The sequence below is a fragment of the Pseudomonas sp. stari2 genome (assembly GCF_040760005.1).
Lineage (GTDB): Bacteria > Pseudomonadota > Gammaproteobacteria > Pseudomonadales > Pseudomonadaceae > Aquipseudomonas.
Genome location: NZ_CP099760.1, coordinates 1148378 through 1162100, shown reverse-complemented (window position 1 = coordinate 1162100; position 13723 = coordinate 1148378). Strand labels below are relative to the sequence as shown.

Below are 13723 nucleotides of genomic sequence, written 5' to 3'. Positions count from 1 at the left end.
AAAACCGGCCCTACAAAAAAAGCCGGCATAAAAAGAAAGTAAAGGAGCTTCACCCATGAAACTGAGCAGCACCGCGATACTGGCCCTGGCCATCAGCAGCATCACCGCCACGGCTTATGCCGAGGAACAGAGCCAGGCGTTCACCCCGGTTACCGTCAACGAGCAGAGCGCCCAGGCTGAAGCCACCGGCTTCCTCGAAGGCTCCAAAATCAGCGGCACGACCCGTAACTGGTACGCCAACGAGCAACTGAAACGTGGCGGCAAGTTCACCTACCGCAAAGACGGTGTCGCGACCCCGACCGATCGTCGTATCAACTGGGTGCAGGGCACCATCGTCAACTACACCTCCGGCTTCACTCAGGGCACCGTCGGTGTCAGCACTGAAGTGGCCGCGTACAACGCCGTTGCACTGGAGCGCAATCGCAAGGATCTGGCCTCCAACAACGGTGGTGCACCGGGTTCGCGTCCAGGCGCAGGCAACAACCGTACGCTGACCAAAGAAGGCGGCGACGCTGAAGGTCAGTGGAGCAAACTGGGCCTGGCCAACGTCAAGTTCCGCGTTTCCAACACCACCCTGACCGCCGGTCGCCAGAACTTCAGCACGCCAATCGTCGACACCATCGGCAACCGTGCGCTGCCTTCGAGCTTTGAAGGTGTCAGCCTGCACAGCGAAGAGCTGAACAACCTGTCGTTCGACGCCGGCAGCTTCGACCGCGTATCGCCGCGTACCGAAGAAAGCTTGTCGAAATTCCGCTCCGAGTACACCAACAACAAAGCCGAGACCGATCGCGTGAGCATCGTCGGCCTGAACTACCAGCCGCTGAAAAGCCTGAAGACCAGCCTGTACGCCTCCAAGGTTGAAGACTTCTGGAACCAGTACTACTTCGGCGCCACCCACGAACTGGGTGACAGCAACATCGTGAGCCTGACCACCGGTCTGAACTACTACAAGACCGTCGATACCGGCAAGAAAGAGATGGGCAACATCGACAACGACACCTACTCCCTGTCGTTCGGTCTGACCCACCAGGCCCACAGCCTGACCTTCTCGTACCAGGAAATTAACGGTGACGAGTACTTCGACTACCTGCACGAAACCAACGGCATCTACCTGGCCAACTCCCTGCTGTCCGACTTCAACGGCCCGAACGAGAAATCCTTCCAGGTCGCCTACGGTCTGAACATGGCCGAATACGGCGTGCCAGGCCTGAAGTTCAACATCTACCAGGCTCGCGGCTGGGGCATCGACGGTACTCACTACACCGGCACTGCGTATGACGTGAAAAACATGGACGGCGAGCACCACTACGAATACGGCATCGGTGCCACTTACGCGGTACAGAGCGGCCCGCTCAAGGCGACCACCGTGCGTGCCACCTACACTGCTCACCGCGCCAGCGAAAACCAGGCTGACGGCAGCATCAACGAGTTCCGTCTCGTGACCACCGTACCGTTCAACATTCTGTAAAAACGCGTGCCGACGGCTGACTCAGTGACGAGTCGGCCGTTCGGCTTTTTTTCTTCAACCGATTGCAGAGGGTTATCGATGAAAATGCTTCCCCTACGTGCGGCCGTCGCTGCCGCCCTGTTGAGCGCCACCATCGGCGTCTCGGCCAAACCCTTGGTGGTCTGCACCGAAGCCAGTCCGGAAGGCTTCGATATGGTCCAGTACACGACTGCAGTCACTGCCGACGCGGTGGCCGAAACCATCTTCAACCGCCTGGCTGACTTCAAGCCCGGCACCACTGAAGTGATCCCGGCGCTCGCCGAGTCCTGGGACATCAGTGACGATGGCCTGACCTACACGTTCCACCTGCGCAAAGGCGTCAAGTTCCACACCACCGAATACTTCAAGCCGACTCGCGACATGAACGCCGACGACGTGGTCTGGAGCTTCCAGCGTCAGCTGGACCCGAATCACCCGTGGCACAAACTGTCGAGCGTGGGCTTCCCGTACTTTGAAAGCATGGGCTTCAAGGAACTGCTTAAGAGCGTCGAGAAAGTCGACGACAACACGGTCAAGTTCACGCTGACCCGCCGCGAAGCGCCGTTCCTGGCCGACATCGCCATGGCGTTCTCCTCGATCTACCCGGCCGAATACGCCGACCAGTTGCTCAAGGCCAACAAGACCGGTGATCTGAACAACAAACCGGTCGGCACCGGGCCGTTCGTCTTCCAGCGCTACAACAAGGACGCCCAGGTTCGCTTCAAGGCCAACCCGGACTACTTCCGTGGCAAGGCACCGGCGGATGCGCTGATCCTGGCGATCGCCACCGACAACAACGTGCGCTTGCAGAAACTCAAGGCCAACGAGTGCCAGATCGCGCTGTATCCGAAACCGGATGACATCCCGAGCATCAAGAAAGACGACAAGCTGAAAGTCGATGAAATGGACGCGATGACCGTCTCCTACATCGCCATGAACACCCAGCACAAATACATCAGCGACGTGCGGGTGCGTAAAGCGATCGACATCGCCTTCGACAAGGAAGCCTATGTCAACGCCCTGTTCGGCAAAGGCAACGCCTCGGTCGCGGTCAACCCGTACCCACCGACCCTGCTGGGTTACAACCACGACCTGAAGAACCCGCCACGCGACCTCGACAAGGCCCGCGCCCTGCTCAAGGAAGCCGGCGTGCCGGAAGGTACCGTGTTTACCCTGTTTACCCGCAACGGCGGCGGCCCGACCAACCCGAACCCGATGCTCGGCGCGCAAATGATGCAGGCTGACCTGGCGAAAGTCGGGATCAAGATCGACATCCGCGTGATGGAATGGGGCGAAATGCTCAAACGCGCCAAGGCAGGCGAGCACGACATGGTTTCGGCCGGATGGGCGGGCGACAACGGCGACCCGGATAACTTCCTGACGCCTATGCTCAGTTGCGAAGCCGCCAAGAACGGCGAAAACTACGCTCGCTGGTGCAACGAGAAGTTCCAGACACTGCTCGACGAAGCACGGGCTAAAGTAGATCCGGCCGAACGCGCCAAACTGTATGAAGAAGCCCAGACGATTTTCAATCAGGACCAACCGTGGATCAGCATGGCCCACACCCGGATGTTTACCGCAATGCGCAACAACGTAGAGGGTTATCACATCAGCCCTCTGACAACCAATAACTTCGCCACCACCCAGGTGAAGTAGATAAGAAACTCCCGGCCTCCCTGACCCCAGGGTCGCCGGGCACGCCTAACCGGCTGATGAGGTACCACACAAGATGTTTAGTTTTATTGCCCGCCGACTGGGGTTGTTGATCCCCACGTTTTTCGGCATCACCTTGCTGACTTTCGCGTTGATTCGCATGATTCCCGGCGACCCCGTGGAAGTGATGATGGGCGAACGTCGGGTCGACCCCGAAATGCACGCTCAGGCAATGGAACGCCTCGGTCTTAACAAACCGTTGTACGCCCAGTACCTGGACTACATCGGCAAGTTGGCTCACGGCGACCTCGGCGAATCCCTGCGCACCCGTGAGAGCGTATGGACCGAGTTCACCTCCCTCTTCCCGGCGACCCTGGAACTGTCCATGGCCGCCCTGCTGTTCGCCGGTATCCTGGGCCTGTTGGCCGGGGTGATTGCGGCCCTCAAGCGAGGATCCCTGTTCGACCACGGGGTGATGGGCATCTCCCTGGCGGGGTATTCGATGCCGATCTTCTGGTGGGGCCTGATCCTCATCATGTTCTTCTCGGTGAGCCTGGGCTGGACCCCGGTTTCCGGGCGGATCGACCTGCTCTATGACATCGAGCCACGCACCGGTTTCATGCTGATCGACACCCTGCTGGCCAATGACACCGGCGCTTTCCTGGATGCGCTGCATCACCTGATCCTGCCGGCCATCGTGCTCGGCACCATTCCGCTGGCGGTGATCGCGCGGATGACCCGCTCGTCGATGCTCGAAGTACTGCGTGAAGACTACATCCGCACCGCCAAGGCCAAAGGCCTGTCGCCATCGCGCGTGGTGTTCGTTCACGGTCTGCGCAACGCCCTGATCCCGGTGCTGACCGTGGTCGGCCTGCAAGTCGGCACCCTGTTGGCCGGTGCGGTCCTGACCGAAACCATCTTCTCCTGGCCCGGCATCGGCAAGTGGCTGATCGAAGCCATCGGCGCCCGGGACTACCCGGTTGTGCAGAACGGCATTCTGTTGATCGCCTGCCTGGTGATCCTGGTCAACTTCGTGGTGGACATCCTCTACGGCTTTGCCAACCCACGCATCCGTCATCAGCGCTGAGGTCAATACCCATGAGCACTCCAACATCCTCAGTAGTCACCGCCGCCACCGCCGTGGATCAAAGTCTGCTGTATCCGTCACCGTACAAAGAGTTCTGGCAGGCCTTCGCCAAGAACAAGGGCGCCGTCGCCGGCATGCTGTTCATGCTGCTGGTGATTTTCTGCGCGATCTTCGCGCCGTGGGTCGCCCCGCATAACCCGAGCGAGCAATACCGTGACTTCCTGCTGACGCCACCGGCGTGGCTCGAAGGCGGGCAGATGCAGTTCCTGCTCGGCACCGATGAACTGGGTCGCGACCTGCTGTCGCGTCTGATCCAGGGTTCGCGTCTTTCGCTGCTGATCGGTCTGTCGTCGGTGGTGATGTCGCTGATCCCGGGGATTCTGCTGGGCCTGTTCGCCGGCTTTTTCCCGAAAATGATTGGCCCGACCATCATGCGTCTGATGGACATCATGCTGGCCCTACCGTCGCTGCTGCTGGCCGTGGCGATCGTCGCCATCCTCGGCCCAGGCCTGATCAACACCGTGATCGCGATTGCCGTGGTGTCCTTGCCGTCCTACGTGCGTCTGACCCGTGCCGCGGTGATGGGCGAACTGAACCGCGACTATGTGACCGCCGCGCGCCTGGCCGGTGCCGGTCTGCCACGCCTGATGTTCATCACCGTGCTGCCCAACTGCATGGCACCGCTGATCGTCCAGGCGACCCTGAGCTTCTCTTCGGCGATCCTCGATGCCGCCGCCCTGGGCTTCCTCGGCCTCGGCGTCCAGCCGCCAACCCCTGAGTGGGGCACCATGCTGGCCTCGGCCCGCGACTACATCGAACGCGCCTGGTGGGTCGTGAGTCTGCCTGGTTTGACCATTTTGCTCAGCGTGCTGGCAATCAACTTGATGGGCGACGGCCTGCGCGATGCGCTGGACCCGAAACTCAAGAACGCCGCCTGAGGAGATTCCCATGTCACTGCTAGAAATCAAGAATCTCAACGTTCGCTTCGGCGACAAGAACGCCACACCCGTGGTCGACGGCCTCGACCTGAAAGTCGACAAGGGCGAAGTCCTGGCGATCGTGGGCGAGTCGGGTTCCGGCAAGTCCGTGACCATGATGGCGCTGATGGGCCTGATCGAACACCCGGGGATCGTCACTGCCGATTCCCTGAGCTTCGACGGTAAAGACATGCTCAAACTGAGCAATCGCCAGCGTCGGCAGATCGTCGGTAAAGACCTGTCCATGGTGTTCCAGGATCCGATGACCGCCCTGAACCCAAGCTACACCGTCGGTTTCCAGATCGAAGAAGTGCTGCGCCTGCACCTGAAAATGTCCGGCAAGCAAGCGCGTAAACGTGCGATCGAACTGCTGGAAAAAGTCGAAATCCCGGGCGCCGCCAGCCGTATGGACGCCTACCCGCACCAACTGTCCGGCGGTATGAGCCAGCGTGTGGCAATCGCAATGGCGATTGCCGGCGAGCCGAAACTGCTGATCGCCGACGAACCGACCACCGCACTCGACGTGACGATTCAGGCGCAGATCATGGATCTGCTGCTGGCGTTGCAGAAAGAGCAGAACATGGGCCTGGTGCTGATCACCCACGACCTCGCCGTGGTGGCCGAAACCGCCCAGCGCGTGTGCGTGATGTACGCCGGTCAAGCCGTAGAAGTCGGTCAGGTGCCGCAGCTGTTCGACATCCCGGCCCACCCGTACAGCGAAGCGCTGCTCAAAGCGATTCCGGAACACAGCCAGGGTGCCGAACGTCTGGCGACCCTGCCGGGCATCGTTCCCGGCCGCTACGACCGCCCGCAAGGTTGCCTGCTGTCGCCGCGCTGCCCGTACGTGCAGGACAGCTGCCGCGCGCAGCGTCCGACCCTTGACCCGAAAAGCAACAGCCTCGCCCGCTGCTTCTATCCGTTGAACCAGGAGGTGGCGTAATGGCCGTCGTACTTACCGCCCGCGACCTGACCCGTCACTACGAAGTCTCCCGTGGCCTGTTCAAGGGCCACGCGACCGTGCGCGCCCTCAACGGCGTGTCGTTCGAGCTGGAAGCCGGCAAGACCCTCGCCGTCGTCGGTGAATCGGGCTGCGGCAAATCCACCCTCGCCCGCGCCCTGACTCTGATCGAGGAACCGTCGTCCGGCTCGCTGAAAATCGCCGGGCAAGAAGTGGCCGGTGCCGACAAGGCTCAGCGTAAACAACTGCGCAAAGACGTGCAGATGGTGTTCCAGAGCCCTTACGCGTCGTTGAATCCACGGCAGAAAGTCGGAGATCAACTGGCCGAACCGCTGCTGATCAACACCAACCTTTCGGCCGCCGAGCGCCGCGAGAAAGTCCAGGCGATGATGAAGCAGGTCGGCTTACGTCCCGAGCACTACCAGCGTTATCCGCACATGTTCTCCGGCGGTCAGCGTCAGCGTATCGCGCTGGCTCGCGCCATGATGCTGCAACCGAAAGTGCTGGTGGCGGACGAACCGACCTCGGCGCTGGACGTGTCGATCCAGGCGCAGGTGCTGAACCTGTTCATGGATATGCAGCAGGAGTTCAACACCGGTTACGTGTTCATCTCGCACAACCTGGCGGTGGTGCAGCACGTGGCCGATGACGTGATGGTGATGTACCTCGGTCGTCCGGTGGAAATCGGTCCGAAAGAGGACATTTATGCCCGTCCTCTGCACCCGTACACCCAGGCGCTGCTGTCGGCGACGCCGACCATCCATCCGGATCCGGACAAGCCGAAAATCAAGATCGTCGGCGAGCTGCCCAACCCGCTGAACCCGCCGCCTGGCTGCGCGTTCCACAAGCGCTGCCCGTACGCGACCGAGCGTTGCAGTACTGAAGAACCGATGTTGCGCCACCTCGACAATCGGCAGGTGGCTTGCCACTACGCCGAACAGTTCCTCGACGGCGCGGCATGAAAAAACCCGCCCGGTTTCCTGGGGCGGGTTGTTGATGATGTTGACCAAACCCCTTCTGCCTCGATTGCGCATCAGTCGAGAAAGAAGGGGTTTTCTTTTGTCCGGAATTTACGTCTGGCTATCGCCTTCATCCGGATCATCGGAGTCCGGCTCGTCGGTGGTCGAGTCGTCATCGTCGGCGCTGCCGCCCTGGCCCTGATCGCCCGGCTCGAACTCGGACTTGGCCAGCATCAGCGCACTGTGCCCCATCTGCCCGCTGGACGCCTGGGTATCGTGATCCTCGCACTCGGCCCAGGCTGTCGCGGTGCCGAGCAGCTCCTCCACGGCGTGGCGAAGTAAACGCTCATGTAATTGTGGCGGTATTCAAACAATCAGCTAAACCGCTTTCTTCCAAAACGACAATTGGAAGAAAGCGGTTGCTCAGCGATTATCACAAAGATACAGAAGACCTTTTTTCCAAACCACAACAAAAGCCCCCTCCCTTTCGCCAATAACTCCAGACAATTTAAAAATCAAACAAAAGCCTAACCCATGAATTAAGGATTACGGTTCTTCAAACCCCACAAATTCACCTAGAGCCACGACTTTATCCTTAACATCACCTGTAGCACTTTCCAACTTCAACCTAGCTTCAAAATCGGCACTTTCAGACAAAACATCGAACTTCCGAAACACGATAGTTCCTGAAACACCGTCATAGGTAACCCCCTCAGCGCTCTTATAATAAGCTAACGCAGTTTCCTTGTCTCCGGACCAAGCCGCTTGTATATCGTAACTTACGTTCTCTTTAACATCTAAAGTTCGCATAAAAAAACCCAGTTGCTCCTTTGCCATTCTGCCGTCAAAGGAATAGCCTTTATCCGATAGATTTTGCTGAAAAGAAACATCAGTAGTCGAAAAACCTGACACCGAAGTTCCAGTAGCCTGCAATTTCCCGGTAGTATTCTTGCTTTCGTCAGCACTCATCATACGACTCCTTTTAGTAATTAAAAGCATCTAACTGCACGAATACTTATAAGGAGCAAACAGCACGACGTCTACTGTCATTTCTGACAGGCCTGGAACAATCAATGTGAAATTCCGACAAACGGCTCGCATTGTAAGCAGGAGATTTTCAAGCAGAGCCGACAACTTTGCGGATCCGCGGGAAACATAGAGGAAGGATAGTCCGGACTAAAGCCTGAAGTATTTTAGTCTTCGGTAACTTCAAACTGTTTTCTCGTTTACTCCCCTCTTCCACCTCGATTGCGATTGCACATCAGTCGAGGCAGAAGAGGTTTTCTATTGTCTGCAATCTACGTCTGGCTGTCCCCTTCATCCGGATCATCGGAGTCCGGCTCGTCGGTGGTCGAGTCGTCATCGTCGGCGCTGCCACCCTGGCCCTGGTCGCCCGGCTCGGACTCGGACTTGGCCAGCATCAGCGCGCTATGCCCCACCTGCCCGCTGGAGGCCTGGGTATCGTGATCCTCGCACTCGGCCCAGGCCGTCGCGGTGCCGAGGGACAGCATCACCATCACTTTCAACAGCAGCAAAACCCGTAGCAACCTGTTTTTCATAGCCGAGTCCATCCTGTTCCAGGTGAGAAATTCATGCTGACCTGACGCTGATTGAAATCTAGTTCCGATCCGCCGGGTTCACCAGATAGGACGTTGCCCCATGCCCGAAAATGCCATGCGTGGACAGACCGCTTTCGAATAACGCCTATAACCGGATCGGCTAAGCATTTGCGCATTGCGTGGTTCGAATACGGGTGGCCTGATAAATCAGCGGTACTGACAGCGAGGCCAGGACGGCACTCGCCAGCCAGACACTGTGGCCACCGAACTGGCCGTAGAGCTGCCCACCCAGCACCGGCGACAACAGGGAACTCGCACTCCAGGCCATGAAGAACAGACCGAAGTAACGGCCGCTTTTTCCGGTTTGTGCATGCTGCATTACCAGCACGTTCAACGGTGGCATGAACAACGCCTCCCCCAGCGTCCAGATGACTGTCGAGAGACAGGCATAAAACAAGCCGGAACCCAGCGGCAACATGCCGAGTCCGACCGCCAGCAGCACACAACCGGCGATCAATGGCCGACGCGCGCCCCAGCGTTCCCCCCAGTGCGACATGGGAATCTGCAGCGCTACCACCAGAATCGCGTTGATCGCGAACTGCCAGCCGATGGCCTCGGTGCTCAAACGGTAATAGTCGCGAAGATAGTTGCCCAAGGTGCTGTAGACCGTGTCGAACGACATGCCAAGAAGGACGGTCGCCGCCAGCAACCAGAGAAATGGTTTGTCGCGATAGGGAAGGCCCGAACCCGATTGCGCCGGTGGCGCCTCGTCAGCGATCAGCACCGGCCGGCGCCAGGTCGTGCGGATGAACCAGAGCAGCGCCAGCAGCGTGAGCCCGGCACTGATGAAAAACACCCAGCGAAAATCCACCTGTGCCAGCACACCGCCCGCTACACCGGCAGCGGCCATCCCGAGGTTCCGGGCGATGCGACTCAAGGCCTGCGCCCGTGGGCGCTGCGCAACCTCGCAATTCTCCATGATCAGTCGCTGATGCAGGGTGCGAATCGCGCCATCGAGAGTGCCGCTGAGCAATAGCAACCCGGCCAGCAACGGCACTTGCGTGACCAGACCCAGCAAGACCAGAACCCACGCAGAGACAAAGAACAGCGCCGCCGTCAGGCGCGCCGTGCGGACGTGGTCACTGAGCCATCCGCCGAGCATCGAGCCGATCAGCAGACCACCGCCATATGACGACAGCAGCCAGCCGACGGTTTCAATCGCCAGCCCCAGCTCCTGGCGCAAGTACAACGCCATGAACAGCTTGACCATGCTGCTCAGGCGATTAATGAAGAGCAACGCCGCCAGCACCCAGGCCATCAGGCTGAAATAACCATTGGGCCGAAGCAGATAAGCGAGCCTCCCTGTCATTCGATCGCTCCCTTATTGATGGGACCAGATGCACTGCGCCCGACTTGAATGAGTTCGCATACTTAATCAACACGCAAAAAAAACCCACTGTTTTAACAGTGGGCTTTCGGGTGTCGCCAGTCAGCGCTTAGTGGTGCTCACGGGTCGCACGGAATTTCACGTCCGGCCAGCGCTCTTCCATCAGGGCCAGGTTGACTCGGGTCGGAGCGAGGTAGGTCAGGTGACCGCCGCCGTCCAGCGCCAGGTTTTCCACAGCCTTGTTGGAGAATTCCTCGAGCTTCTTCTTGTCGCTGCATTCGATCCAGCGCGCGGAATAGACGGTGATCGGCTCGTAGGAGCACTCGACCTTGTATTCCTCTTTCAGGCGGCTGGCGACCACATCGAACTGCAGCACACCGACGGCGCCGAGGATGATGTCGTTGCTGCGCTCCGGGAAGAACACCTGGGTCGCGCCTTCTTCGGCCAGCTGTTGCAGGCCCTGGCGCAGTTGCTTGGATTTCAGCGGATCGCGCAGGCGTACGCGGCGGAACAGTTCCGGGGCGAAGTGCGGGATACCGGTGAAGCCCAGGGTTTCGCCTTCGCTGAAGGTGTCACCGATCTGGATCGTGCCGTGGTTGTGCAGACCGATGATATCGCCGGCGTACGCTTCTTCGAGCTGTTCACGCTCGGAGGAGAAGAACGTCAGGGCGTCGCCGATGCGCACGTCCTTGCCGGTACGCACGTGACGCATCTTCATGCCTTTCTCGTACTTGCCCGAGCAAATGCGCATGAAGGCGATGCGGTCACGGTGTTTCGGGTCCATGTTCGCCTGGATCTTGAAGATGAAGCCCGAGAACTTCTCTTCCACCGGCTCCACGGTACGCTCGTTGGCCACACGTGGCAGCGGACGCGGTGCCCAGTCGACTACGGCGTCGAGCACGTGATCGACACCGAAGTTGCCCAGTGCGGTACCGAAGAACACCGGGGTCAGTTGACCGTCGAGGAACTCCTGCTGGTTGAACTCGTGGCAGGCGCCCTGCACCAGTTCCAGCTGTTCGAGGAAGCGCTCGTACTCGTCGCCCAGGTGGGCGCGGGCTTCGTCGGAATCAAGCTTTTCGATGATCTTGGTTTCGGTGCGTTCGTGACCGTGGCCGGCGGTGTAGACAATGATGTAGTCGTCGGCCAGGTGGTAAACGCCCTTGAAGTCGCGGTAGCAACCGATCGGCCAGGTGATCGGCGCGGCCTTGATCTTCAGAACGGCTTCGATTTCGTCGAGCAGTTCGATCGGGTCACGGATGTCACGGTCAAGTTTGTTGATGAAGCTGACGATCGGCGTATCACGCAGACGGCAGACGTCCATCAGCGCGATGGTACGTGGCTCTACACCCTTACCGCCGTCGAGAACCATCAGGGCCGAGTCCACCGCCGTCAGGGTTCGGTAGGTGTCTTCGGAGAAGTCTTCGTGGCCCGGGGTGTCGAGCAGGTTGATCATGTGTTCGCGATACGGGAACTGCATGACCGACGTGGTAATGGAAATACCCCGCTGCTTCTCCATCTCCATCCAGTCGGATGTCGCATGGCGGTCGGATTTACGGGATTTCACCGTACCGGCCACTGCAATCGCCTTGCCCATCAACAGGAGCTTTTCGGTGATCGTGGTTTTACCGGCATCGGGGTGGGAAATAATGGCGAAAGTGCGGCGTTTCGCGACTTCGGCGGCCTGTCTGGTCATGGGAAATCGCCTGGCGGTGATTCAAAAAAGGGCCGCGATTATAGCCCAAGTCAAGACAATAACCGAACCGTTGAGCACATTAAGGGTGGCCAAATGCTGCCTCAGATGGGAACCTTTTAAAGCACGGAGACGTCCATCCCCTGTTACGACTTTTCGTCAGGGGCTGAAAAATCAGCAAGTTAGCCTGACGAGGCTGCGCTCATGGCTCACTTTCAGACCGCTTTTGGCCGGTGCTGGGGGAGCTGCTTCTCGCGAACGTTCACGCCCGGCAGCCAGGCATGGCATGCCACTCGGGACAGCGTCCGCCGACTATAAAAAAGGAGTCCGCCTGTGGCTATCCGCTATGGCAAAGGGCTGATGGGAGGTGCGGTGGTGATCGCGCTCCTGGCCCTGCTGGTCCACTGGATCGGCATCAACACGATCGAACACTACCGCGACGATTTGTTGTTTTACCTGCAAGCTCATCTGATTCTCGTCCTCGCTTCAATGCTGGCCGCCCTTGTCGTGGGCATCCCCGCCGGTATCTTCCTGAGCCGCCCGACCATGGTCGGCCGCGCCGAACGCTTCATGCAAATCTTCAACATCGGCAACACCGTGCCACCGCTGGCCGTACTGGCGATTGCCCTGGGGATACTCGGCATCGGCAGTGGTCCGGCGATCTTCGCTTTGTTCCTCGCCTCGCTTTTGCCGATTGTGCGCAACACCTATGAAGGCCTGAAAAACGTCCAGGGTTCGCTGAAAGAAGCCGCCGTCGGCATCGGCATGACTCCGCGTCAGGTGCTGTGGCAAGTCGAACTGCCCAACGCCGTGCCGATCATCGTCGGCGGTGTGCGCGTCGCGCTGGCGATCAACGTCGGTACCGCGCCGCTGGCGTTCCTGATCGGCGCCAACAGCCTCGGCAGCCTGATCTTCCCCGGCATCGCCCTGAACAATCAGCCGCAACTGCTGCTCGGCGCCGCGTGCACCGCGCTGCTGGCCCTGCTGCTCGATGGCCTGGTCACCCTCGCCAGCCGTCTCTGGCTGGAACGCGGTTTGCGCCCGTCTTAAGGCTTCGGCAAAGGAATATTCATGAAACGATTTAGCTTGATTCTGGGCTGCGCCCTGCTGTTCGCAGGATTTGCCCAGGCGGCGGAAAAGCCGCTCATTCGCCTCGGCGCCCGGGTATTCACCGAGCAGACCCTGCTCGCGGAAATCACCGCCCAATACCTGCGCAGCAAAGGCTACGACGCGCAGATCACCGGCGGACTGGGCAGCAACCTGGCCCGCAGCGCCCACGAAAGCGGGCAACTGGACATGCTCTGGGAATACACCGGGGTGTCGCTGGTGGCCTACAACCATGTCACCGAAAAACTCGACAGCGAACAGTCCTACGCCCGGGTGAAAGAACTCGACGCGAAAAAAGGCCTGGTCTGGCTGACGCCGTCGAAATTCAGCAACACCTACGCCCTCGCCCTGCCGAAAAACGTCGCCGAGGAATATCCGCAGATCAGCAACATCAGTCAGTTGAACGACGTGCTGAAGGCTGAAGCCAAGACCAACCACCTGGTCGCGCTGGACACCGAGTTCGCCAACCGCTCGGATGGACTGGATGGCATGGTCAAGCTGTACGACATGAACCTGACACGCCAGAACATTCGGCAGATGGACGCGGGTCTGGTCTACACCGCACTGCGCAACGGGCAAGTGTTTGCCGGTCTGGTCTACACCACCGACGGTCGACTGAATGCTTTCGGCCTGAAGCTGCTGGAAGACGACAAGCATTACTTCCCGGACTACACCGCTGCGCCAGTCGTGCGTCAGGCCTACCTCGACGCTCACCCGCAACTGGCGGCGCAACTCAAGCCGCTGGCCGAACTGTTCGACGACGAAACCATGCGCCAGCTCAACGCGCGGGTCGATGTCGATCACGAGAGCCCGTCGAGAGTCGCTGCCGATTTCCTGCGCCAGCACCCACTGAATTAAAG

13 protein-coding genes are annotated in these 13723 nt (G+C 59.5%); 8 read left to right on the top strand and 5 right to left on the bottom strand.

Annotation, left to right across the window (positions count from 1 at the left end; translation table 11 throughout):
• The first annotated feature begins 55 nt into the window (after positions 1-55).
• From NH234_RS05115 to NH234_RS05090, 6 genes are all read left to right on the top strand, one after another.
• Positions 56-1468: an OprD family porin gene (locus tag NH234_RS05115; RefSeq protein WP_085729582.1), complete on the top strand. Its 1413-nt coding sequence runs from the start codon at positions 56-58 to the stop codon at positions 1466-1468.
• A gap of 78 nt (positions 1469-1546) precedes the next feature.
• A complete protein-coding gene (locus tag NH234_RS05110; protein WP_085729581.1) occupies positions 1547-3142 on the top strand; it encodes an ABC transporter substrate-binding protein in 1596 nt (531 codons plus the stop codon).
• A gap of 73 nt (positions 3143-3215) precedes the next feature.
• Entirely contained in the window at positions 3216-4226 is a 1011-nt protein-coding gene (locus NH234_RS05105) for an ABC transporter permease subunit (RefSeq protein WP_085711818.1), read from the top strand.
• Between the two features lie 11 nt (positions 4227-4237).
• Positions 4238-5164: an ABC transporter permease subunit gene (locus tag NH234_RS05100; protein WP_085729580.1), complete on the top strand. Its 927-nt coding sequence runs from the start codon at positions 4238-4240 to the stop codon at positions 5162-5164.
• 10 nt (positions 5165-5174) lie between these two features.
• A complete protein-coding gene (locus NH234_RS05095; RefSeq protein ID WP_085729579.1) occupies positions 5175-6143 on the top strand; it encodes an ABC transporter ATP-binding protein in 969 nt (322 codons plus the stop codon).
• Positions 6143-7123: a peptide ABC transporter ATP-binding protein gene (locus NH234_RS05090; protein WP_085729578.1), complete on the top strand. Its 981-nt coding sequence runs from the start codon at positions 6143-6145 to the stop codon at positions 7121-7123. Before NH234_RS05095 ends, NH234_RS05090 begins: the two co-directional genes overlap by 1 nt.
• A 108-nt stretch (positions 7124-7231) precedes the next feature.
• Here the strand turns inward: NH234_RS05090 and NH234_RS05085 are convergent, their stop codons facing one another.
• The 5 genes from NH234_RS05085 to NH234_RS05065 form a co-directional block, all read right to left on the bottom strand.
• A complete protein-coding gene (locus tag NH234_RS05085; protein WP_256575857.1) occupies positions 7232-7447 on the bottom strand; it encodes a hypothetical protein in 216 nt (71 codons plus the stop codon).
• A 219-nt stretch (positions 7448-7666) separates the two neighbouring features.
• A complete protein-coding gene (locus tag NH234_RS05080) occupies positions 7667-8089 on the bottom strand; it encodes a hypothetical protein (RefSeq protein WP_367255826.1) in 423 nt (140 codons plus the stop codon).
• A gap of 329 nt (positions 8090-8418) precedes the next feature.
• On the bottom strand, positions 8419-8679 hold the full coding sequence (locus tag NH234_RS05075) for a hypothetical protein (protein ID WP_085729575.1): 261 nt from the start codon (positions 8677-8679) through the stop codon (positions 8419-8421).
• Between the two features lie 160 nt (positions 8680-8839).
• Positions 8840-10048, bottom strand: a complete 1209-nt coding sequence (locus tag NH234_RS05070; RefSeq protein WP_367255823.1) for an MFS transporter — start codon at positions 10046-10048, stop codon at positions 8840-8842.
• A gap of 127 nt (positions 10049-10175) precedes the next feature.
• Positions 10176-11759, bottom strand: coding sequence for a peptide chain release factor 3 (locus NH234_RS05065; RefSeq protein ID WP_011332431.1), 1584 nt, complete (start codon positions 11757-11759; stop codon positions 10176-10178).
• A 357-nt stretch (positions 11760-12116) separates the two neighbouring features.
• On the opposite strand from NH234_RS05065, the gene NH234_RS05060 reads away from it, so the two are divergent.
• The gene (locus NH234_RS05060; protein ID WP_367257123.1) at positions 12117-12806 is read left to right on the top strand and encodes an ABC transporter permease; all 690 of its coding nucleotides are present in this window, start codon (positions 12117-12119) and stop codon (positions 12804-12806) included.
• A 21-nt stretch (positions 12807-12827) separates the two neighbouring features.
• Complete coding sequence (locus NH234_RS05055) at positions 12828-13721, top strand: glycine betaine ABC transporter substrate-binding protein (RefSeq protein ID WP_367255821.1); 894 nt, start codon at positions 12828-12830, stop codon at positions 13719-13721.
• Positions 13722-13723: the final 2 nt, after the last annotated feature.